Origin of the sequence: Saccharopolyspora terrae, from assembly GCF_004348435.1 — a bacterium.
Classification (GTDB): Bacteria; Actinomycetota; Actinomycetes; order Mycobacteriales; family Pseudonocardiaceae; genus Saccharopolyspora; species Saccharopolyspora endophytica.
In genome coordinates this window covers 73724-94561 of record NZ_SMKS01000006.1, presented here as the reverse complement: position 1 = coordinate 94561, position 20838 = coordinate 73724, and the positions used below count along the sequence as shown (strand labels likewise).

19 protein-coding genes, 1 other RNA gene and 2 pseudogenes are annotated in these 20838 nt (G+C 70.0%); 7 read left to right on the top strand and 15 right to left on the bottom strand.

Annotation, left to right across the window (positions count from 1 at the left end):
• Window positions 1–17 precede the first annotated feature (17 nt).
• From E1181_RS06380 to E1181_RS06365, 4 genes are all read right to left on the bottom strand, one after another.
• On the bottom strand, window positions 18–1577 hold the full coding sequence (locus E1181_RS06380) for a substrate-binding domain-containing protein (protein ID WP_132672964.1): 1560 nt from the start codon (window positions 1575–1577) through the stop codon (window positions 18–20).
• A 98-nt stretch (window positions 1578–1675) separates the two neighbouring features.
• Entirely contained in the window at window positions 1676–3775 is a 2100-nt protein-coding gene (locus E1181_RS06375; RefSeq protein ID WP_132672963.1) for an AfsR/SARP family transcriptional regulator, read from the bottom strand.
• Window positions 3776–3920: 145 nt separating this feature from the next.
• Window positions 3921–4337: a YkvA family protein gene (locus E1181_RS06370; RefSeq protein ID WP_132672962.1), complete on the bottom strand. Its 417-nt coding sequence runs from the start codon at window positions 4335–4337 to the stop codon at window positions 3921–3923.
• Window positions 4338–4397: 60 nt separating this feature from the next.
• Window positions 4398–4949 carry a Chromate resistance protein ChrB gene (locus E1181_RS06365; protein WP_132672961.1) on the bottom strand — a complete coding sequence of 184 codons (552 nt, stop codon included), beginning with the start codon at window positions 4947–4949 and terminating at the stop codon, window positions 4398–4400.
• 149 nt (window positions 4950–5098) lie between these two features.
• Between E1181_RS06365 and E1181_RS06360 the strand changes: the two genes are divergently transcribed.
• From E1181_RS06360 to E1181_RS06350, 3 genes are all read left to right on the top strand, one after another.
• Window positions 5099–6154, top strand: coding sequence for a sodium:calcium antiporter (locus E1181_RS06360; RefSeq protein WP_132672960.1), 1056 nt, complete (start codon window positions 5099–5101; stop codon window positions 6152–6154).
• A gap of 132 nt (window positions 6155–6286) precedes the next feature.
• The gene (locus E1181_RS06355; RefSeq protein WP_132672959.1) at window positions 6287–6799 is read left to right on the top strand and encodes a hypothetical protein; all 513 of its coding nucleotides are present in this window, start codon (window positions 6287–6289) and stop codon (window positions 6797–6799) included.
• A gap of 122 nt (window positions 6800–6921) precedes the next feature.
• Window positions 6922–7491: a hypothetical protein gene (locus tag E1181_RS06350; RefSeq protein WP_132672958.1), complete on the top strand. Its 570-nt coding sequence runs from the start codon at window positions 6922–6924 to the stop codon at window positions 7489–7491.
• Between the two features lie 57 nt (window positions 7492–7548).
• Here E1181_RS06350 and E1181_RS06345 read toward each other — a convergent pair whose 3' ends face one another.
• On the bottom strand, window positions 7549–10539 hold the full coding sequence (locus E1181_RS06345) for a glycine--tRNA ligase (protein WP_235876501.1): 2991 nt from the start codon (window positions 10537–10539) through the stop codon (window positions 7549–7551).
• Window positions 10540–10746: 207 nt separating this feature from the next.
• Here E1181_RS06345 and E1181_RS31320 point away from each other — a divergent pair, with 207 nt between their 5' ends.
• Complete coding sequence (locus tag E1181_RS31320) at window positions 10747–10899, top strand: hypothetical protein (RefSeq protein ID WP_165944535.1); 153 nt, start codon at window positions 10747–10749, stop codon at window positions 10897–10899.
• 3 nt (window positions 10900–10902) lie between these two features.
• Here the strand turns inward: E1181_RS31320 and E1181_RS32010 are convergent, their stop codons facing one another.
• The 4 genes from E1181_RS32010 to E1181_RS32005 form a co-directional block, all read right to left on the bottom strand.
• The gene (locus E1181_RS32010; RefSeq protein WP_235876495.1) at window positions 10903–11652 is read right to left on the bottom strand and encodes a hypothetical protein; all 750 of its coding nucleotides are present in this window, start codon (window positions 11650–11652) and stop codon (window positions 10903–10905) included.
• The gene (locus E1181_RS31315; RefSeq protein ID WP_165944534.1) at window positions 11649–12089 is read right to left on the bottom strand and encodes a DUF6114 domain-containing protein; all 441 of its coding nucleotides are present in this window, start codon (window positions 12087–12089) and stop codon (window positions 11649–11651) included. The genes E1181_RS32010 and E1181_RS31315 overlap by 4 nt, the downstream gene beginning before the upstream one ends.
• A 15-nt stretch (window positions 12090–12104) precedes the next feature.
• A complete protein-coding gene (locus tag E1181_RS06330; RefSeq protein WP_235876494.1) occupies window positions 12105–12704 on the bottom strand; it encodes a DUF6230 family protein in 600 nt (199 codons plus the stop codon).
• A gap of 309 nt (window positions 12705–13013) precedes the next feature.
• Window positions 13014–13625 carry a DUF7144 family membrane protein gene (locus E1181_RS32005; protein WP_235876492.1) on the bottom strand — a complete coding sequence of 204 codons (612 nt, stop codon included), beginning with the start codon at window positions 13623–13625 and terminating at the stop codon, window positions 13014–13016.
• Between E1181_RS32005 and E1181_RS32715 the strand changes: the two are divergent.
• From E1181_RS32715 to E1181_RS31990, 3 genes and pseudogenes are all read left to right on the top strand, one after another.
• Window positions 13582–14829: pseudogene (locus tag E1181_RS32715) on the top strand (MBL fold metallo-hydrolase); the annotation flags it as partial. The gene E1181_RS32005 and the pseudogene E1181_RS32715 sit on opposite strands and share 44 nt — an antisense overlap.
• A pseudogene (locus E1181_RS32710) lies at window positions 14820–15353 on the top strand (alkyl sulfatase dimerization domain-containing protein); the annotation flags it as partial. The pseudogenes E1181_RS32715 and E1181_RS32710, both read left to right, overlap by 10 nt.
• A gap of 33 nt (window positions 15354–15386) precedes the next feature.
• Entirely contained in the window at window positions 15387–15812 is a 426-nt protein-coding gene (locus tag E1181_RS31990) for an alkyl sulfatase C-terminal domain-containing protein (RefSeq protein WP_235876491.1), read from the top strand.
• A gap of 190 nt (window positions 15813–16002) precedes the next feature.
• Here E1181_RS31990 and ssrA read toward each other — a convergent pair.
• The 6 genes from ssrA to prfB form a co-directional block, all read right to left on the bottom strand.
• Window positions 16003–16373, bottom strand: a transfer-messenger RNA (tmRNA) gene (gene ssrA, locus E1181_RS06315).
• Window positions 16374–16458: 85 nt separating this feature from the next.
• Complete coding sequence (locus tag E1181_RS06310) at window positions 16459–17361, bottom strand: amidohydrolase family protein (RefSeq protein ID WP_132672954.1); 903 nt, start codon at window positions 17359–17361, stop codon at window positions 16459–16461.
• Between the two features lies 1 nt (window position 17362).
• On the bottom strand, window positions 17363–17839 hold the full coding sequence (gene smpB, locus E1181_RS06305) for an SsrA-binding protein SmpB (protein WP_132672953.1): 477 nt from the start codon (window positions 17837–17839) through the stop codon (window positions 17363–17365).
• 78 nt (window positions 17840–17917) lie between these two features.
• Complete coding sequence (gene ftsX / locus E1181_RS06300) at window positions 17918–18820, bottom strand: permease-like cell division protein FtsX (RefSeq protein ID WP_132672952.1); 903 nt, start codon at window positions 18818–18820, stop codon at window positions 17918–17920.
• Window positions 18821–18894: 74 nt separating this feature from the next.
• Entirely contained in the window at window positions 18895–19584 is a 690-nt protein-coding gene (gene ftsE / locus E1181_RS06295; protein ID WP_132625127.1) for a cell division ATP-binding protein FtsE, read from the bottom strand.
• Window positions 19585–19686: 102 nt separating this feature from the next.
• Window positions 19687–20793, bottom strand: coding sequence for a peptide chain release factor 2 (prfB, locus tag E1181_RS06290; protein ID WP_132672951.1), 1107 nt, complete (start codon window positions 20791–20793; stop codon window positions 19687–19689).
• Window positions 20794–20838: the final 45 nt, after the last annotated feature.

The window sequence follows — 20838 nt, the reverse complement described above, 5'->3', positions numbered from 1 at the left end:
TTCGCCACCCCGGTGGGTTACTGCAGTCCGGAGGGTTCGCAGCTGACGGCGTCGCGGAGTTCGGCGCAGGGCCGGTGGCCGGAGTGCCGGAGGATGTCGACGCCCTCCTGGTAGGTGAGGAAGCGCAGGAACTTCGCGGGCAGGGACTCCGGCTCCGGTTCGCCGTAGGTGTAGGCGTACTCGGTCTGCCAGTACGGGTAGGCGCCGGCCTCCGCGGCGTCGAAGTCGGCGGCCTGCCCGTCGATGCGGACCTTGATGACACCGGGGTTGCTGTTCGCCGCGAAGGACTCGCTGTAGCCGATGGCACCGGGGGTCTTCGCGACGGTCTCCAGCATCGCGGGGGTGCTGGTGCGGCGGCACCGCAGCACCTGCCCCGTGGCGTCGCCGCGCACCTGCTCGCAGTCGGTCGAGTTCTCACCGGGTTGCGGGGAGGAGCCGAAGAACCGCTCCTCCAACGTCATCCGGGTGCCCGACTCGGATTCGCGGTCGACCACGACCACCGGAATGTTCTTGCCACCGAGCTCCGCCCAGTTGCGCACCTCGCCGCGCAGCACCCGGCGGAGTTCGTCCTGCGTCAGGTTGTGCACCTCGGTTCCGGGGTTGGCGATGATGCTGAACAGCATGAACGCCTTCGGCCGGGGAACCAGGGCCGGCGAGCCGGCGGCCGTGCTCCCGTCGGAGAAGACCACCGTGTTCGCCCGGAGCTTCGGATCGGCCTCGCCTTCCAGCCGTTGCAGGCCGTCGACGCTGCCGCGCATTCCGCTGGTGTCGATGTCCGCGCCGGAGCAGTAGTCCTCGTAGCTCTTGGCCGCCTGCTCCACCACGGGCTTGAAGGCGGTGGAACCGGTGACCTTCAAGGTTCCCCTGGCGCATTCCAGCGGAGCGCCCGTTCCCATCGTCTGGCCGAAGATGAACGGCTCGGTCAGGCCGACCATGAGCAGGAAGCAGATCAGCGCGACGACCCAGCGCGGAGTTCCGGTCTGGCCGCGGGTTTTGGAGATCCGGCCGTCCCCGGCCTTGGTGATGGTGCCGACCACCTCGGGCTCGGGCAGCGTGCCCTCCTGCTTGCCCGCTCGTTCGAGCACCACGAGGACCTTGTAGTGATCGTCGGGGTTGAGCTTGACCTTCGGCAGCTTGACGATGCCGACCTTGTGGCCGTCCTCCTCCTCTTCGTCGCTGGCGTCCGGCCACTTGTCCTTGTGGAAGAAGCTCTCCAGGTTGTCATCGCTGAGCTCGGTGACGAGCACTCCGGCGACCGTGCGCCCCGGGAACCTGACGGACAGGCCGAGGTTGTCGGTGTCGGGCCTGGCGTAGTCGCCGGTGTTGATGGGCGCGCTGCCGATGTTCTCGATGCGGATCAGCACGAACGACGGGTGCTTCAGCCGCTCGCCGGACCTGCGCTCCAACCGCTGCCAGGCCCGAGCGTGCTCGGTGTTGAGCCCGGAGGGCGTGGTGTCCATCTGTATCCGGTAGCCGAGCCGCTTGCGCCCGACGATCGCGAACTCCCACACGAACGCGATCACCGGGATCAGCACACCGAGAACTGCGAGGATCTCCTGCCACGGGAACCCAGTCACGACCGCCTCCGCGAAACGAATTGGGTCGTAACGGTATTAACCCCCACTCCTCGGCAGACCGGGTTCAGCCACCAATTCCCGCGCTGTTCACCACCCGTTCAGCAGTCTTGGGCCGGGGCTCCTGCTGCTAGGACTCGGAGGCGTTCCGCGTCGTCGAAGGAGCGGGCTTCGCCCGACAGGTAGTCGTGGAGCATCCGGAACAGGAGGTCGACCAGGTCGTTCATGCCCGCCTTGGCGGCGCTCTCCGCCGCGCACATGAGGTTGGGGCGTTCGGTGTCCAGCCAGTTCACCGCCGACTCCTGGTTCGACAGGGTCGGCATCGCCACCGGTCTCGGCAGGCCGCCCGCGTCCGGGTCGCGGGTCGGCTGCAGAATGCGCAGCGCCTGGTCGGCGGTGTGCAGGTAGAAGCCGAGCAGCCGGGCCACGACCTCCGGTCGGTCCTGCTCCAGCTCGGCGAGTTCGGCCGCGTAGTCGCCGAGCAGCGCGTGCATCTCGTAGCGCCCGTAGCTGACCTCGGTGAGCAGGTGCGCGCGGACCAGCACGTCCAGCAGGCGCCGCGTGGTCTGCACGTCGTCGGCGCCCAGCAGGGCGGTGAGCGCGAAGACGCCGATGCGGTGGCCCGCGTGCCTGCAGGTGAAGCCGTAGAGCCGGAACAGGCGGGCCGCGTCGTCGGGCAGGTTCCGGTACGACCACGAGAACACCGCGCGCACCGAGGTGTGCTCATCGCCGGTGTCCAGCGCGTCCAGTCCGCGCTGCTCGTCGGTGAGGTCCTCCAGCAGCTCGCCCACGTCGCGGCTGGTGCTCTGGTGGATGCGTTCGGCGGCGACCCGCAACGCGAGCGGCAGCCGGGCGCACCGCTCGATCAGCGGCTGGGCGGCTTCGGCGCTCATCACCTGCTCGCCGAGCCGGTCGGTGAGCAGCGCGTGCGCCTCGTCGGCCTCCATGCGGTCGAGTACCAGCCGGTACGCGCCGTCGCGGGCGCTGAGCCCGGACAGCGAATCGCGGCTCGTGACGACCACGAAGCTCGTGGGGGTTCCGGGCAGCAGCGGGCGGATCTGGCCCGGTGCGGCGGCGTTGTCCAGCACGATGAGCATCCGCCGCTGGTCGACCACGGTGCGGAAGCGGGCGGCGCGCTCGGTGGCGTCGGCGGGGATCGCATCGCCGGGAATGCCCAGGGCGCGCAGGAATCCGGCCAGCACCTCGGTGGTGGTCAGCGGCTGGTCCGGACCGTAGCCGCGCAGGTCGACGTAGAGCTGCCCGTCCGGGAAGCGGTCCCGCGCGGCGTGCGCCCAGTGCGTCACCAGCGCGGACTTGCCGACCCCGGCGGTGCCGGCGACGACGGCGATGGGCACCTCGGGCTTCTCGCTGAGCCGGTCGAGTTCGGCCAGCGCGGAGTCGCGGCCGACGAAACCCGGTACGTCGTGCGGAAGTTGCGCCGGGCGCGTCACCGGGCGCGCGGTGGGCGGCTCGAACTCGATGTGCTCGCCGGCGAGGATGCGCTGTTCGAGCTCCCGCAGCGCGTGGCCCGGTTCCAGCCCCAGCTCGTCGACGACGGTGCGGCGCGCGCGGCGGTAGACCGCGAGCGCGTCGGCCTGCCGGCCCGAGCGGTACAGCGCCGTCATCAGCAGCGCGTGCAGGCGTTCCCGCAACGGGTTCTCGCGCACCAACTCGGTGAGCTCGGCGATGATGAAAGCGTGCCTGCCGCAGTCGAGTTCGGCCGCGTGCAGCTGTTCCAGCGCGACCAGGCGGCGTTCGTCGATGCGCTGCGCCTCGCCGGCCAGCTCGGTCAGGTCGAGGTCCTGGTACGGGGTTCCGCGCCACAAGCGCAGGGCTTGGCGCAGCATGTCGGCCCGGCGCTGCGGGTCGAAGTTGCGTTCGGCGAGGTCCAGCAGCGTTTCGAAGCGCTCCACGTCGAGCTCGTCGGGTTCGACGTGCATCCAGTAGCCGCCCGCGTCGGAGACCAGGCGTTCGGGCTCGCCGAGGGTCTTGCGCAGCCGGTGGACCAGCAGGTGCAGCTTGCTGCCGCCGCGCCGCTCCGGCTCGCCGCCCCACAGCGCGGCCGAAAGCCACTCGGCCGAGACGGGCGTGTTGGCGTGGGCGAGGAGCAGGGCGAGCAGGCGTTGCCGCAACACCCCTGGAACCGGTACCTCCGCGGTGCCGTGCCGCACTCGAACCGGCCCCAGCACGTCGAACCGCACCGGATTTTCACCCCCGAAGAACTAGGCCGAATGGTGAGACCGAGTTTCCTCGGGTCCGGGGTTTCCGCGCAAGAAATTCGGGCGGCATTTCCGCGGAATCGACCCGATAATCCCGCTGGGCTATTCCAAAAGCGTGAAATCCACGCTAGTCGAGCGTGCGCTGCGGCAGGCCCGCCAGCCGCGACAACGCCGCGAACCCCTCGTCCGAACCCGGCCAGTGCCGGTGCACGGCGTCGGGACCCGCCCGACGGACCACGGACCGCAGCACCGCCACCACGACGATCGCGTCGTCGGCGTAGCCCAGCACCGGGACGAAGTCGGGCACCAGGTCGAACGGCAGCGCGAGGTAGGCCAGCAGGGCGCCGAGGCGCACCCGCACACCGCGCGGCATCTCGGGGTCGACCGCCAGCCTGCGCAGCAGGCGCAGGGTGTCCGGCAGCAGCTGCAGCGCCTCGGACAGCACGCCCTTGCGCGGGCACATCACCAGCAGGACCACCACGAGCGCCAGCCAGGCCAGCAGCAGACCCGCGGCGAGGCTCAGCAAGGCAGTCACCAGTGTCATGCCACGAGTGTAACGGTGGTTAGACACCGCAGGTAGGCCTCGGTGAGCGACGCCATCCGGTCAGGTGCTCGCCTCGGCGGCGTACACGCGTTCGGCGAAGGCGTCCAGGGCCCGGGCGCAGGCGTCCACGGCCGCCACGGTCTCCGCCCCTCGCGGGGCGCCGAGGGTGTCGCGGGCGCGGATCTTGTCCAGCCAGCGGCGGAGCTTGGCGAGGTCTTCCTCGTTCTCCTCCAGCTCCGCGTAGGTGAACTTGCCCGCCTCGGTCTCCTTGTCGATCTCGGCCTGGAAGTCCTCGCAGCGCGACAGGACCTCCTCGTACTCGGCGTCCCGGGCACCGTGGAAGGCGGCGACGACCTCGTCCTGCCCCGCCAGGGCCTCGGCCCGCAGCAGCTGCCCGGTGCCGCCCATGCCCTCGATCTCGGCCCGCAGCTTGCGCAGCGCCCGCTCGGCCTCCGCGGATTCCGGCAGCACGGCCACCGAGTTCGCCAGGTACACCGCCCCGGCGGCCTTCAACCGGCGCCACACCGTCGCCCGCAGCCTCGTCGGCTCCCCCGGAACCCGGTACACCAGCATCAACCACGCCCCAGCCGTCACACCCACAGTCTCCCGCATCGGCGCAACACCCGACCGCCGGTTGCGCTCGACCACCCGTTCATTGCGAATGCGATTCCGCCCGTCGAGCAACGGGTTGCCACCCGCCCTCGGCGACGCGATGGTGTTTTGACCAGCGAGCACCGTCGGCACGATGTTTCGAGGCGCCCATGGAATCGGTACTGATCTTCGCCGCCGGCGCGGCCCTGCTGATCTACAGCGCCGAGAAGCTCGTCGGATACCTCGTCGGAATGGCCGCCGGGCTCCGCATCTCGGTGTTCCTGCTCGCCATCATCTTCACCGGTATCGAATTCGACGACATCTTCCTCGGCGTGGCCCTCAACATGGAGGACCTCGACGGCGTCGCGCTGGGAATCGTGTTCGGCACGGCGCTCTCCCTGCCCGGGGTCGTCCTGGCCCTGGCCGCGATCCTCACGCCGACGAAGGTGAACATCCCCCGCGACTACCTGGTGCTGTTCGCCGTCGCTCCCCTGGTCCTGATCGGGTTCGTGGCGTTCGCGCCGATGAACGTGTTCGTCGGCCTGGTGCTGCTGGCGCTGTTCGTGGCGTTCCTCGGCTACGTCGTGGTGCGCGAATCCCGGGGCGCGCGACCGGTGTTCCGCGACGCCGAGCTGTACGAGGCGTTCGCGACGACCCGCGAGGGCGGCGGGACCGCGGTCGCCGAGCTGCCTCCGGACGTGCCGAAGGAGCCCGGCTTCGCCGATCGCATGCCCTTCGCCGAAGCGCGCAAGCTGCCCGGCTGGACCGGTGCCGCGCTCGCCGTTCTCGCGCTGGCCGGGCTCATCGCGGGCGCGTGGGCCACCGGCATGGGCACCGAGGGGATCCTGGAGGAGTTCGGCCTCGAAGGGACCGTGTTCGGCGCCACCATCGCCACGCTCGTGCTGACCATCGAGGACGTCTTCCTCACCGTCGAGCCCACCCGGCGCGGAGCTCCGGAGATCGGCGTCGGCAACGTCATCGGCAGCGTCGTGTTCTCGGTGACCGGCAAGCTCGGGATCATCCTGCTCGCAGGGGGTCTCGTGGTGGATTCCAGCGTGCTCAGCTGGCACCTGCCCGCGCTGGTGGTGCTCACGGCGCTGGCCGCGTACTTCCTGTCCACCGGGCGCCTGCGCCGCTGGCACGGCTTCGTGCTGCTCGCCGGTTACGTCGTGTACTGGGCCGTCAGCTACGGGGTTCTCGGCACCGTCCCCATCGAACTCGACTGACGCGGAACCCGGCCTCCACCAAGCGAAAACGATCGCTGCTCGAACTGAATCGCGGGGAACCCCCGCGGCAACCTCCGGGGTGCCCGGGACGTCTGCTGGGTGTTGGACGTACCGACTCACTGGGGAGTGACCATGCGACGTGCACTGGGGATCGTGGGGGCGTTGGCCGCGGCGCTGACCGTCGGGGGCACCGGGCTCGCGAGCGCCGCGGAGGAACCCGTCCCGATCGGGCCGGACTGCTACAAGACGCTGTGCCTGGGCCAGTCCGAGCAGGACGCGCTGGCCACCGGCCTGGTCGTCGACGAGACGCCCGGAGAGCCGCCGCAGGGCTGCAACGTCCTCGACTTCCGACCCGAGGAGGGCCAGGGCCACCCGGCCAACGGCGTGTTCGTCCACCCCACCCGCGGCGTGGTGGAGATCCAGGGCACCGACAGGATGCGGACGCCCGAGGGCGCCGGGTTCGGCCAGACCCTCGACCAGGTCCGGGCGATCTACCCGGACCTGTACAACGTGCCGCCGATGGACTTCACCTACGGCGCGGACGTTCCGGGCCGGCCGGGAGTGCGCTACATCTTCGCGTTCAAGGACGACGGGTACCTCGCCGACTTCGGTCTGGAGGACGTGGCGGGCATGGACGCCTGCTGACACCCTGAAGTTCGCGGGGTGATCGCAGTTCAGGAGTGTCGGGGTCGAATCTCGGGGTTGGGTCTCACCGGGGGCGTCGCTAGCGTTCGAGCAACGTCCGCACGCTCTGGGAGACCCGCTCGATGACCCGAAAGTCAGATGAAGAAAAGGCCCGCGACCTCACCGCCAAGACCGGCCGCAGCTACGACGACGCGCTGCGGCTGGTCCACATCTCGCGCAAGACCAGGCTCACCGTCACCGAGGCGGCGTTCGCGCTCGGCCACCCGCTCGCGGTGCTCGCCGACGGCCCCGGAGAACCCGCTGTCGTCGGCACCTCCGGGCTCGGACCGCAGCTGCGGGACGTGCGGCTTGCCTACGGCACCGGCCACTTTTCGGACGTCGTGGTGATCACCAGCATCCCGATGGCCGGCGAGGAGGTCGAAGACCACCTGCTGCCCGAGGTGCTGAGCAACTTCCTGCGGTTCCGGGACTCCTCGTACGAGGAGATCAAGCGCACCAGCCCCAGGGAGAGCTGGGACCGCGCCCAGGCCGCCGTCCCCGAGCCCGTGGAGATCTCCTTCGCCGGAGCCACCACCCCGGGCACCCGGATCAGCGCCGACGGCCTCAGCGCTCTGCGCGTCCCCTACCTCCACGGACAGGTCGTCGTCGGCACCATCGGCACCGATCTCCCCGCCCTGACCCTGGCGGACTGAGGCGCACGTCAACGGGGCCCGGTCCTCGATGGATCCGGGCCCCGTTCGTGGTGGGTGTCAGAGGGCTCGCCAGTCGAGGACCGCGTCCGCGAGGTTGGTGATGGTGGCCAGCAGGCCGAGGCGGGCCTTGCGGAGCTCGGCGTCCTCGGCCATGACCATGACCTCGTCGAAGAACGTGTTGATCGGGGCCACCAGCGGCCCGGCGATCGTGGTGAACTCGGCGAGGGTCGTGGTGTCCGACAGCCGGTCGGCGACCTCGGCGACCGCGGCGTGCAGGTCGCGCTCGGCCTGATCGGTGAGGCGGTCCGCGTCGTAGGCGGGCTCGGTGCCCTCCGGGACGATGCGGCGGGCCCGCTGGATCACCGCGACCAGCGCGGCGAAGTCCTCGTCGTTGATCCGCTTCTCCAGCTCGGCCAGCGTCGTGTCGGCCACCGCCGGGGCGTCGGCGAGCGGGAGGACAGCCTGCACGAGCCGGTGCTCGTGGTCGGCGTCGAGCAGCTGCTGCTCGTAGCGGCGGACGATGAACTCGTGCGCCTCGGCCAGGGCCTCGTCGCTGAGCGCGGAGCCCTGCGAGGCGACCTCGGCGCTCGCGGCCTCCAGGCCCGCCCGCAGCGTGATGGCGCTGGCGGCCGGGGTGGCGCGCAGGATCGTCACCACACCACCGGCGGCGCGGCGGAGGCCGAACGGGTCGGAGCTGCCGGTCGGGTTGGCACCGATCGCGAACAGGCTCGCGAGCAGGTCGAACCGGTCGGCCAGCGCCAGCACAGCGCCCGGGTTGCTCTCCGGGAGCTTGTCACCGGCTCCGCGCGGCTGCTCCATCTCGGCCAGAGCCGTTGCCACGGCGGGGGTTTCGCCCGCGCGCAGCGCGTACTCGCGGGCCATGGTGCCCGCCAGGCCCGAGAGCTCGACGACCATCTGCGAGGCGAGGTCGAACTTCGCCAGCGCACCGGCGCGCGCGACGGTCTCCTGATCCGCCCCGGACAGCCCGGTCGCGGCGCCGAGGGCGACACCGACCCGGGCGATGCGGTCGGCGCGGTCGGCCATCGAGCCCAGGCGTTCCTCGAAGGTCAGCTTGTGCAGGCCCTCGCGCAGCTCCTCGGGCTTGCGCTTGAGGTCGGCGCGCCAGAAGAACGCGGCGTCCTCGTAGCGGGCGCGGAGCACCGACTCGTTGCCCTCGCGGACGAGGTCGACGTCGCAGTCGCCGTTGGCGACGGCCACGAAGTGCGGCAGCAGGCCGTTCTCGCCGCGCACCGGCAGGTAGCGCTGGTGCTTGCGCATCACGGTGGTGAGGATCTGCTCGGGCAGTTCCAGGTAGCGCTCGGCGAAACCGCCCAGGATCGGGTTGGGCCGCTCGACGAGGTTGGTGACCTCGTCGACCAGTCCTGCCTCACCGGCGAAGTCGACGGTGCCGCCGACGCTCGCCGCGAGCTCGGTGGCGGCACCGACGATCGTGCGGCGACGCTCGGCGGCGTCGGCGACGATGCCGTGCCCGGCCAGGAACTCCAGGTAGCCGTCGGCGGAGGTCACCGGGACCTCGGGCTCGGCGGCGGTGCGGTGCACCCGGGTCGTGGTGCCGCTGACCAGCGAGGACACCGCCACCGGCAGCGGGGTGTCGCCGAGCAGCGCGAGCAGCCAGCGGACCGGGCGGCTGAAGGACAGCTTCGGGTCGCGCCAGCGCATGTTCTTGTCCGCGCGCAGCTCGCCCACCAGCTGGGCGAGCAGGTCGGTGAGCACGACCGGAGCGGTGCGGCCCTGCTCGGTGCGCACCACGGCGACGTGCTCGACGCCGTCGGCCTCGACCCGGCTGAGCTCCTCCGGGGAGACGCCGTGCTTGCCCGCGAAGCCCTGGGCCGCCTTGGTGGGCGTGCCGTCCTCGCCGAAGGCGGCGGAGGTCTTCGGGCCGCGCACGGTGCGCTCGGCGTCCGGCTCGGCCGGAGCGACGTCGGCGACCTGCACGATGATGCGCCGCGGCGTCGCCCAGGCGCTGATCTCGCCGTGCGCCAGGCGGGTCGAGGCGAGCTTCGACTCCAGCGAGTCGCGCACCGAACCGGCCATCGTGGACACGTCCGCGTGCGGGAGCTCCTCCAGTCCGATCTCGAACAGCAGCGTCGCCGGCTCGCTCACCGTCGGCAGCTCACCGGCCGTCGCGGCAGGCGCCGCCTCGACCACGCCGAGCGGGTGGCCGAGCTCTTCGCGGCGCTCGGCCCACAGCTGGGCGACGCGGCGGGTGAGGCTGCGCATCTGCCCGAACGCCTTGGCGCGCTCGGTGGTGCTGATGGCGCCGCGCGCGTCGAGCACGTTGAACATGTGGCTGCACTTGAGCACGTGCACGTACGCCGGCGAGGGCAACCGCAGGTCCAGCAGCCGGTCCGCTTCGGCGGCGCTGGTGTCGAACATGCGGTGGGTGGCCTCGATGTCGGCGTCGTCGAGGTAGTAGCGGCTCATCTCGTACTCGGACTGGCCGAAGATCTCGCCGTAGGAGACGCCGTCGGAGTAGCGGATGTCCTTGAAGTGGTCGACGCCCTGCAGCGCCATGATGATGCGCTCGATGCCGTAGGTGATCTCCACCGACACCGGGTCGAGCACCAGGCCACCGGCCTGCTGGAAGTAGGTGAACTGCGAGATCTCCAGCCCGTCGAGCCAGACCTCCCAGCCCAGGCCCCAGGCGCCCAGCGCCGGGGAGGCCCAGTTGTCCTCCACGAAGCGGATGTCGTGCGCCTTGGTGTCCACGCCCAGCGCTTCGAGGCTGCCCAGGTAGAGCTCCTGCGGGTTGCCCGGGTCGGGCTTGAGGATCACCTGGAACTGGGTGTGGGTCTGCAGGCGGTTCGGGTTCTCGCCGTAGCGGGCGTCGTCAGGGCGGACGCTGGGCTCGACGTATCCGACGTGCCAGGGCTCCGGACCGAGCACCCGCAGCATCGTGGCGGGGTTGGCGGTCCCGGCTCCGACCTCGGTGTTGAACGGCTGCATGATCATGCAACCTCGTTCGGTCCAGTAGCGTTGCAGCGCCAGCAGCGCGTCCTGCATCGTCGGTGTGCTGCTCTCGGTCACCGGTTCCGAACCCTTCATCGCCCGTGGTCGTGTGGATACTCTGGGTTTTTCGAACACGCGCATTCTGCCACGCTCGGTTCCAGCGCCTGTTCACCGTCATCATCGCCCCAGGGTGTCGAGGACCGGCCGGGCGGCCTCCTCCGGGGTGGCGAACTCGACATCGGCGGGCGGGTCGCGCGCATCACGGCGAGCACGGCGTCCGAAAAGGTGCCGTCGCGGTTCTCCACGTGGCCGGGCAACATCCGGGCGGGCGTGAAGCCGATGCGCTCGGCCAGCCGCAGCGAGGCCCCGTTGGCGGCGTCCGCGATCCACTCCAGCCTGGTCAGCTTCCGGCACCTCCTGCACCGCGCCCGCGCGTGAGGATCACTCCACGCTGACCCGGCCACCGGGGATGGTCAGCGTGCCACCGGCGAGGTCGGTGTTGCGGACGACCGCGTCGGTGAAGGTCAGCTCGGGCAGCTGCAGGAAGCCGAGGTCCAGGTCGGGCACGGCCAGCGACTCCGCGGTGAGCGTGGTGCGGGCGATGGCCAGGGTTCCAGTGAGCTCCCGGGTGTAGAGCTCGATCGGGCCGTTGACCACCCGCGACACGCTGCCCGGACGGGCTGCGGTGCGGAGGATCTTGCCGTTGCCCAGGTCGCCGCGCTGCACGAGATCGGTGATCTCCAGGCGGTCGACGGTGAAGTGCAGCGTCCGCACCCCGTCGCGCTCGACGACGCCGCGGTACCGCGAGCCGACGAGCTTCAGGGCGCTGGCGGTCATCGTCCACGACCGACCGGGGCCGGGCGTGGTGCCCGAGTCCCCGGCGGGCGGCAGCGCAGGCGGTTTCGGATCCGGCGCGGGTGCGGGTGCGGGTGCGGGGATCGGAGCCGGAGCTGGTGCCGGGGTCGGGGCCGGACTCGACCCCGACCCCGGAGCGGGAGCAGGCGCCGACGCCGGTGCCGGTTCCGGTGCGGGCGCGGGAGCCGTCGACGTCGAGGGTGGAGCCAGCAGCTCCCCCACGCCCGACAGCGGACCACCGCCGGATTCCTGCGCGGAGGCCACCGGGGCGAGCACGCCCAGCGCCAGCACCGGACCGAGCACGCCCGCGAGCAGGCGAAGTCTCGGCGAACTCACGCACGGCCTCCGGCGACCCCGGCCGGGCTGGCGGGAGCGTCGGACTCCTCGACCGCGGCGCGCTGGCGAGCCTTGGGCGTCCAGGCGATGCCGAGCGCCGCGCCCACCACGCCGAGCAGGGTGCCGAGCAGGAACGACCCGAGGTTGGCCGTGACGATCGCGGCCACCGACAGCAGCAGCGCCACGACTCCGGCGGGAACCCGGAACTCCTGTCGGGTCCAGAACGACAGTCCGCAGCACACCAGCAGAACCCCGATGACCATCGCGGAGATCCCGGTCAGCGTGTTCAGCGAGACGACGATGTCGCCGAACTTCAGCGAGGCGTACGGCGGGAACAGGATCAGCAGCCCCGCCGCCAGCGTGCAAAAGCCGGCCCAGAACGGGCGAGAACGCCGCCACTGGCGGAACTTCGCGCGGTTGGTGTTGTACGCAGCCATGAGATCACCCCCAGCTCAGAAGCACTCGTCGCGGCCGGCGCTGGCCTTGATCTGCACCTGGTTGAGCTTGAGCGTGGACGCCGTGGTGGACCAGGCGACCTGGCGCAGACCCGTGATCTGCGTGCTGTCGGCCTGGATGCCGAACGTCCCGGCGTCACCGAGCGCGCCGCTGGGGCCCTTGTCCATGGTTCCGGCGTCGCGGCCGATCTCGACGTTGTTCAGGGTGATGTCGCCGGTGACCTCCTCGATGCCGAGCACCAGGTTGTCCGCGCTCATCCCGCCCGGTGCGGCGATCTTCACGGTGATGTCGCCGACCGCGGGCAGCCCCGGGACCACGATGGATTGGCAGAAGTTGTCCAGCTTGGCCTTCCGGAATCCGTTGACCAGCACCGGATGGGCCTGATCGGCGCTGCGGTCGACGGAGCCGTACTGCACGACGCCCTGCGCGTCGAGCCTGTCGGCCGAGGCCTTGTAGCTGGTGCCGGCCACAGCGAACGAGGCCGCGATCGCGCCCTGCGACAGGCCGGTGAACATCAGCCCGACCCCGAAGATCCCGACCAGCAGCACCAGTCCGAACACGTGCCAGCGGGTCCGGCCGCCCGTTGTCTCGCCCACATCGGTTCCCATCACTCGGAGTGGTCGTAGCGCGATGAGCGCTACTCCGATGGGGGCAAACGTAGGCCGAATGTCACGCAGATCGCTGTGCCGGGCGTCACATTATCGGGAGAATCTGAAATTCGTTCGTTCCAAATCGAGCTCAGCCGTCACACCCGCCACAAAGCGGACCGGGCGAGAGCGACCCGGTCCGCGCGGCGAGTGCCCGAGCGGCGGCGACCGCAGGCGGTTCTGGTCCGAACTGACCGGGCGAGAGGGATTCCGATCATGGGCGGTTCGGACCGGCACCGCCGCTGCGGCCCACCGCGCTCAGGCGACGGCGTTCTTGTCCGGAACCACCAGGGCGTACATGACCAGCACCGCGAGCGCGATCGAGGCGAGTTCCCAGAGCGGGAAGGCCGCCAAGAAGGTCAGGTGCCCGATCGCCGACAACCCGGCCAGGCCGATCCCGGTCATCCGCGCCCACCGCTGCCCGGCGAGGCAACCCGCACCGGCCAGCAGCTGCAGGAGTCCGAAGGCCAGCCAGATGTATCCCCACGCGTCGAAGTTGAACACCAGCAGCTCGCCACCGCCGACCACGAAGTAGTCGGGGCGGAACAGCGAGGTCAGCCCGGCGATGATGTTGAACGCACCCGCCAGCACCAGCACCCAGCCGCCGAAGGCCAGCCACCCCGCTCCACCGGCGTCCGACCGGGCCCTGGACATCGCCCATTCCTGCCGCTGCCCGGCCGCCTGCTGCTGTTCACCAGCCTGCTGCGGCTCGGCCGCGTGCCGGGGCTCGGACCCCTGCCGCTGCTCGGGCGCCTGGGGCTGCTCGGATAACTGCCGCTCGGTCGGCCGTTCGCCGCCGGCCTGTCGTCCCGTGTTCGGACTGGACATGTCGAACGCCTCCTCCTCGCCGAGGTGTTGTCGGGCCATCATCACTCCGCTCCCCCGAATCCGCAGCCTGACCAGGACTTTCGACCCGGTTCACAACATCATCGGGAGTGTTCGCGGAGCCGGGGGATCACCTCGCGCTCCCCCGCATCTCGACCCACGCGTGGCGGAAGAGGACCTTCAACGCAGCGACCACCGGCAAGGCCAGCATCGCGCCGAGGACGTCGGCACGCGGCCTCCCGAGCCCGGTTGGCGCCCTCGGACGTCCACGCTGACGATTGCCGGAGGGCGCGGAGGTGGCCGTCTCCAACCCGCCGAACGGGAGGTCGTGATGTCCCTGGAAACCGGTTCTCAGCCCGCTCGACCGGCGATCGCGGCGGGCAACGCGGCGGTGCGCGAGACGTTCCCGTTCGACGACACCCGCGATCTCGACGACGCACGCCGCGGCTTCCTCGGCACCGCCGAGGACCCGCTCATCCGCGGCTCGTCGGGGACCGTCGTGTGGGACCTGGACGCCTACGGCTTCCTCACCGAGGACTGCCCCGACACGGCCAACCCCAGTCTGTGGCGGCAGAGCCGGTTGTGCGTCGAGCATGGGCTCTTCGAGGTCGTGGAGGGCATCTACCAGGTCCGCGGTTTCGACCTGTCCAACATGACGGTCGTGGAAGGTTCCCGCGGGATCCTGGTCATCGACCCGCTGCTGTCCGCGGAGACGGCCGCCGCAGCGCTCTCGCTCTACCGGCGTCACCGAGGCGACCGCCCGGTGACCGGCGTGCTCTACACGCACAGCCACGCCGACCACTTCGGCGGAGTTCGCGGCGTCGTCACCGAGGCGGAGCTCGCGGCCGGGATTCCGGTGCTCGCGCCGCGAGGATTCGTGGAGCACGCGGTCAGCGAGAACGTCTACGCCGGCACCGCCATGGCTCGCCGCGCGGCCTACATGCACGGAGCCGCGCTGGCCAAGGGGCCGCGGGGGCAGATCGGCGCGGGGCTGGGACCGACCACCTCGACCGGTGCTCTCGGCATGGTGCCGCCGACCCACGACATCACCGAGACCGGCCAGTCGGAGACGGTCGACGGGATCCGGATGGTCTTCCAGCTCACCCCGGGCACCGAGGCCCCGGCCGAGCTCAACATCCACTTCCCGGACCACGCCGCGCTGTGCATGGCTGAGAACGCCACCCACAACCTGCACAACCTGCTGACGCTGCGCGGAGCGGAGGTGCGCGACCCGCACGCCTGGGCGGACTACCTCACCGAGGCCATCGACCTGTTCGCCGAGGGTTCCGACATCGCCTTCGCCTCCCACCACTGGCCCGTGGTCGGCCGCGACCGGGTCCTCGAGTTCCTCTCCGAGCAGCGCGACCTCTACGCCTACCTGCACGCCCAGACGCTGCGGATGATCAACGAGGGCATGACGCCGCTGGAGATCGCCGAGCGGATCGAGATGCCTCCGGGCTGGAACGCGCCTGGCACACCCACGGGTACTACGGCTCGGTCAGCCACAACACCAAGGCGGTCTATCAGAAGTACCTGGGCTGGTTCGACGGCAACCCCGCCCACCTGTGGGAGCACCCTCCTGCCGAAGCCGCGGAGCGGTACGTGGAGTTCATGGGCGGTGCCGACGAGGTGGTCCGACGCGCCCGCGAGTCCTTCGAGGAGGGTGACTTCCGCTGGGTCGTGCAGGTCGTCAACCGCGTGGTGTTCGCACGGCCCGACCACGAGGAGGCCCGAGCGCTGCAAGCGGACGCCCTGGAACAGCTCGGCTACGGCTGCGAGAACGGCCCCTGGCGCAACTTCTACCTCATGGGAGCGCACGAACTGCGCCACGGACCAGTCGGCACGCCCACGGTGACCTCGTCACCGGACGTGCTCCGCTCGCTGGACCTGGACCAGCTCTTCGCGGCGCTGGCCACCAGGGTGGACGGTCCGAAGTGCTGGGACGCGGACATCACGATCCGCTGGAACGTCGACGGCGGCCGGACGCACACCCAGCGCCTCCGCAACGGGGTCTTGGTCCACATCAGAGGAACCGGTCCGGCGGCAGGCCAGCCCGACGCCGAGGTCACCCTCGAAGAGCAAGACCTCCGGAAAGTCCTCCTGGGCACCACGACCACCGACGACCTGGCAGCCCAAGGCCGCGCCACAACAACCGGAGACCCGAAGAGAATCACCGAACTCTTCCACTACCTGGCAAACCCGAACCCGAACTTCACCATCGTCACCCCATAAGCACAGGGAGAAGACGAGACAGGGGCGCGAAGCCGAGTCCCTGAGGAAACCAGGCCGGGAACGCCACGACGGCGAGGAACGAAGCCGAAACCGGCCACCGCACCGTGGGGGCCTGCGGGGGCTCGGCCCCCGCAATCGAAATCCGGAACGAGAAACGGCGAGCGCTCTCCGCGAGCGCTCGCCGCCCATCGAGTGGAGGTGCCGGGAATCGAACCCGGGTCCTCCGTCGCTTCACCAAGGCTTCTCCGTGCGCAGTCCGCTATGCCTCTACTCGGCTCCACCGGTCACGCGAACTAGCCGGTGTGACGAGCCCAGTCGCTGTTTGATGTCCCGCTGGGTTCCGCGACCGAACCCAGCGGTAAGAGCCTCCTAGCTGATGCCGGATTCCGGGACGGAGGCGTTCCCGGTCCGACAGAGTCGCTCCTCGCTCAGGCGGCGAGGGCGAACTCGCGCTGACTCTTGTCGGCGCTTATTTGTTTGCGGCGACGCTCACGGTGGTCTCCCGCCTGCACCGGCACGCTTCCCAAGGATCAACGTACGGAGTCGAAACCGTTCACCCCCATGTCCATGCTCCACTTGCTACCGGTTTTCGAACCGGTGTCCAACAGGATAACGCGTCGGGTCCCGGCGATCATTCCCATATCCCTCATACCTTCAAGCCCAGCAGCTTCGCCGGTGTGTCGTGCAGCACCGCTCGCAGGAAGGGCTTGCCGAGCCGGGGGTCGCCGCCGGCCCAGTCGGCGATGACGGCGAGCTGGTCGGCGTACTGGTACGGGATGTTCGGGTAGTCGGTGCCCAGCACGATCCGGTCGGGGTGCGCGGCGATCCTGGCGGCCCAGTCCTTGGGCAGCGGCGCGAACTTCTCGCTGAACGCCACACCCACCATGGTCGTGTCCAGGTGGACCCGCGGATAGCGCTCCACCAGGTTCAACGCCGCGAGGTAGTCGGGCATTCCGGCGTGCGCCAGCACCGCGGTCAGCCTCGGGTGCCTGCGCAGCACGCCCTCGAAGACGTCCAGCCCGGTGTAGGCGCCGGCGATCGGACCGTTCCCGCAGTGCACGACGACCGGCACGCCGGTCTCGCCGAGCAGGCCCCAGGCCTGGTCCAGCAGCGGGTCGCGCGGGTCGAACGACCCCACCTGGACGTGCATCTTCACGCAGCGGGCGCCCGCGTCCAGCGCGCGAGCGAGGTAGTCGCCCACGCCGGGTTCGGGGTAGATGGTGGCGGTGGGAACCGCGTCCGGCGTGCGCTGGGCGAAATCGCGAACCCAGTCGTTGAGCCACGCGGCCATCGCGGGCTTGTGCGCGTAGACCAGCGGGGCGAACGCCCGCAGTCCGAACTCGCGCAGCAGCCGCACCCGGGTGGGCTCGTCGTGCCGGTAGAAGATGTCCCACCGCATCCCGTAGTGCTCGGAGGCGTTGTCGAAGTACGCCCACACCTTGTCCAGCACGTTCGCCGGCAGGAAGTGGGTGTGGATGTCGACCAGACCCGGCAAGCCGAGTTCGTCCAGCCAAGCGGGGATTCGGTTGTCGTCTTGCGGTGCCGTCAAGTCAGCGCCGGCCCTTTCGCGCGCGCCCGATGGCGCGCTGGATCTCGCGTTCCATATCGCGCTTGGCGATGTCCTGACGCTTGTCGTGCGCCTTCTTGCCTCGCGCCAGCGCGAGCTCGACCTTGGCCTTGCCGTCGCTGAAGTACAGCGACATCGGCACCAGGCTCAGCCCGCTCTCCTTGATCTTGCCGACCAGCCGCTCGATCTCGTGCCGGTGCAGCAGGAGCTTGCGGGAGCGCCGCGGTTCGTGGTTGGTCCAGGTCCCCTCGGTGTACTCGGGGATGTGGACGTTGCGCAGCCAGACCTCGCCGTCGTCCACAGTGGCGAAGCCGTCGACGAGCTGCGCCTTGCCCTGGCGCAGGCTCTTGACCTCGGTCCCGGTCAGCGCGATGCCGGCCTCGTAGACGTCCAGCACCGACCAGTCATGCCGCGCCTTGCGGTTCTGCGAGATGACCTTGCGGCCGCGTTCCTTCACCATGCGAACAACTCTAGTCCTCGTGTCACCCGTTTAAGCCGAACTCGGCGGCCCCTTCCGCAGGGGCCGCCGAGCACCAGGCTACAGCCGCACGTAGAGGCGGAGCGTGACGTAACCGGTGACCGCGGAGATCGCCCCCGCGACCAGCAGCAGGATCGGCGAGATCAGCGCGATGTCGCCCCATTCGACGGCCGGGATGATGCCGGTGCCCAGCACCGGCCCCATGACCCTGTCGATGAACGCCGCCTTCGCGATCAGCAGGCCGGCGATCGCCAGCACCGCACCGATCAGACCCGACACCATCGCTTCCAGGAGGAACGGCAGCTGCGTGTACCAGCGGGTCGCACCCACCAGGCGCATGATGCCGGTCTCCGTGCGTCGGGTGAACGCCGAGAGCTGAATGGTGTTGGAGATCAGCAGCAACGCGGCCAACGCCTGCACCAGCGCGATCGAGAACGTCGCGTTGCGGACGCCGTTGAGGATGTCGAACAGCCTGTCCAGGTACTCGGCCTGGTCGACGACGCTGTCCACGCCCGGCTTGCTGGCGAACTCGGCCTGGATCTGCGGGAAGCGCTCCTGGTCGGTGAGCTTCACGCGCAGCGAGGCCGGCATCGCCTCGGCGCGGGCCACGTCCTTGAGCTCCGGCTGCGACTCGAAGACCTTGTTGAAGCTGGCGAACGCCTGCTCCCGGTTCTCGTACTTGACCGACTCGACGCCCTCGGCCTTCTTGAGCGACGACATGACCGAGGCGCAGGGCTGCTGGCTGCAGTCGTTGTCATTGGCGCTGACGTCGTCGGTCATGAACACCACGACCTCGACGCGGTCCTGGTAGGTGTCCTGCATCTTGTCGATGAGCCGGACCACCAGCAGACCGCCACCGAGCAGACCCACCGAGATGGCGGTCGTCAGGATCATCGCGATGGTCATCGTCACGTTGCGCCGAAGGCCGTTGACGACCTCGCTGAATACGAAGCTCGCACGCATCTTGGGTCAGCTTTCCTGCCGTTCGGGGGTGTGTGTCCTCGGGTGCACGGGCCGGGCGATCGGGTCGCGCCGGATCAGCGGCCGACGCCGTACACGCCACGGGCGTCGTCGCGGATGACCCGGCCGAGGCTGAGCTCCACGACGCGACGGCGCATCGAGTCGACGATGCCGTGGTCGTGCGTGGCCATCACGACGGTGGTGCCGGTGCGGTTGATCCGCTCCAGCAGCAGCATGATGTCCTGGCTCGTGTCGGGGTCCAGGTTTCCCGTCGGCTCATCGCACAGCAGCACCAGCGGCCGGTTGACGAAGGCGCGCGCGATGGCGACGCGCTGCTGCTCACCACCGGAGAGCTCGTTGGGCATCCGGTCGGCCTTGCCGTCGAGGCCCACCAGCTGCAGCACCTGCGGCACCACGCGCTGGATGTCGGCGCGCGGCTTGCCGATGACCTCCAGCGCGAACGCGACGTTCTCGGCCACGGTCTTGTTGTTCAGCAGCCGGAAGTCCTGGAAGACGCAGCCGATGCGCTGACGCAGCCGGGGCACCCGGCGGCGGGGCAGCTTCGCGACGTTCCAGTCCGCGACGAAGACCCGGCCACGGCTGGGCACATCCTCGCGCAGCAGGAGGCGCATGAACGTCGACTTCCCGGAGCCCGATGGCCCGATGAGGAACACGAACTCGCCCTTGTCGATGCCCACGGAGACATCATCGAGAGCGGGCCGGGTCGACGTCTTGTACGTCTTGGACACGTGCTCAAGGCGGATCACGGCCGGGAGTTTACCCCCGCCCGATAGGGCGACCCGCACTCACCCACAGAGGTGGTTGCACCAGTTGTGACCTGGGGTTTTGACGGACGCGCTGGGCGTCGATCAGGCCACGCTCTGCTGCTGGCGGCGCCAGCGGATCCCGGCTTCCAGGAAACCGTCGATGTCGCCGTCGAGAACCGCGTCGGGATTGCCCACCTCGTGCTCGGTCCGCAGGTCCTTGACCATCTGGTACGGGTGCAGCACGTAGGAGCGCATCTGGTTGCCCCAGCTGGAGCCGCCGTCCTTGAGGGCGTCCAGCTCGGCGCGCTCCTCCTCCTTCTTGCGAGCCAGCAGCTTGGACTGGAGCACGCGCATCGCGGCGGCCTTGTTCTGCAGCTGCGACTTCTCGTTCTGGCAGGACACCACCACGCCGGTCGGGATGTGCGTGATGCGCACCGCCGAGTCGGTGGTGTTCACGCTCTGCCCGCCGGGGCCGGAGGAGCGGAAGACGTCGACGCGGATGTCCTTCTCCGGGATCTCGACGTGGTCGGTCTCCTCGACGACCGGCAGCACCTCGACACCGGCGAAGGAGGTCTGGCGGCGGCCCTGGTTGTCGAACGGCGAGATCCGCACCAGGCGGTGCGTGCCCTGCTCGATGGACAGGGTGCCGTAGGCGTAGGGCGCGTTGACCCGGAACGTCGCCGACTTCAGGCCGGCCTCTTCGGCGTAGGAGGTGTCGTAGACCTCGGCCGGGTAGGAGTGCCGCTCGGCCCAGCGCAGGTACATGCGCATCAGCATCTCGGCGAAGTCCGCGGCGTCGACGCCACCGGCCTCGGCGCGGATGGTGACCATCGCTTCGCGCTGGTCGTACTCGCCGGAGAGCAGGGTCCGGACCTCCAGGGTTTCGAGGTCCTTGGCGAGGCGGTCGCGCTCCTCGTCGGCCTCGGCCAGACCGGAGCTGTCGTCCTCGTCCTCGCTGAGCTCGTAGAGGACTTCGAGGTCCTCGACGCGCTGGCGGAGCTCGGAGATGCGGCGCAGGTCGGCCTGCCGGTGCACGAGCCGGCTGCTGACGCGCTGCGCGTTCTCGACGTCGTCCCAGAGATCGGGCTTGGCCGCCTCCTGCTCCAGCTCGGAGATCTCCGCGCGGAGTGCGTCGAGATCCATCACGCTCTCGATGCCTTCGAGCGTGTTGGACAGTTCCTTGAGGGAGGCCGCGACGTCGGGATTCACAGTGCTCAGGGTACTTCACCGGTGAGCGGCCGCCCACGAGGACGG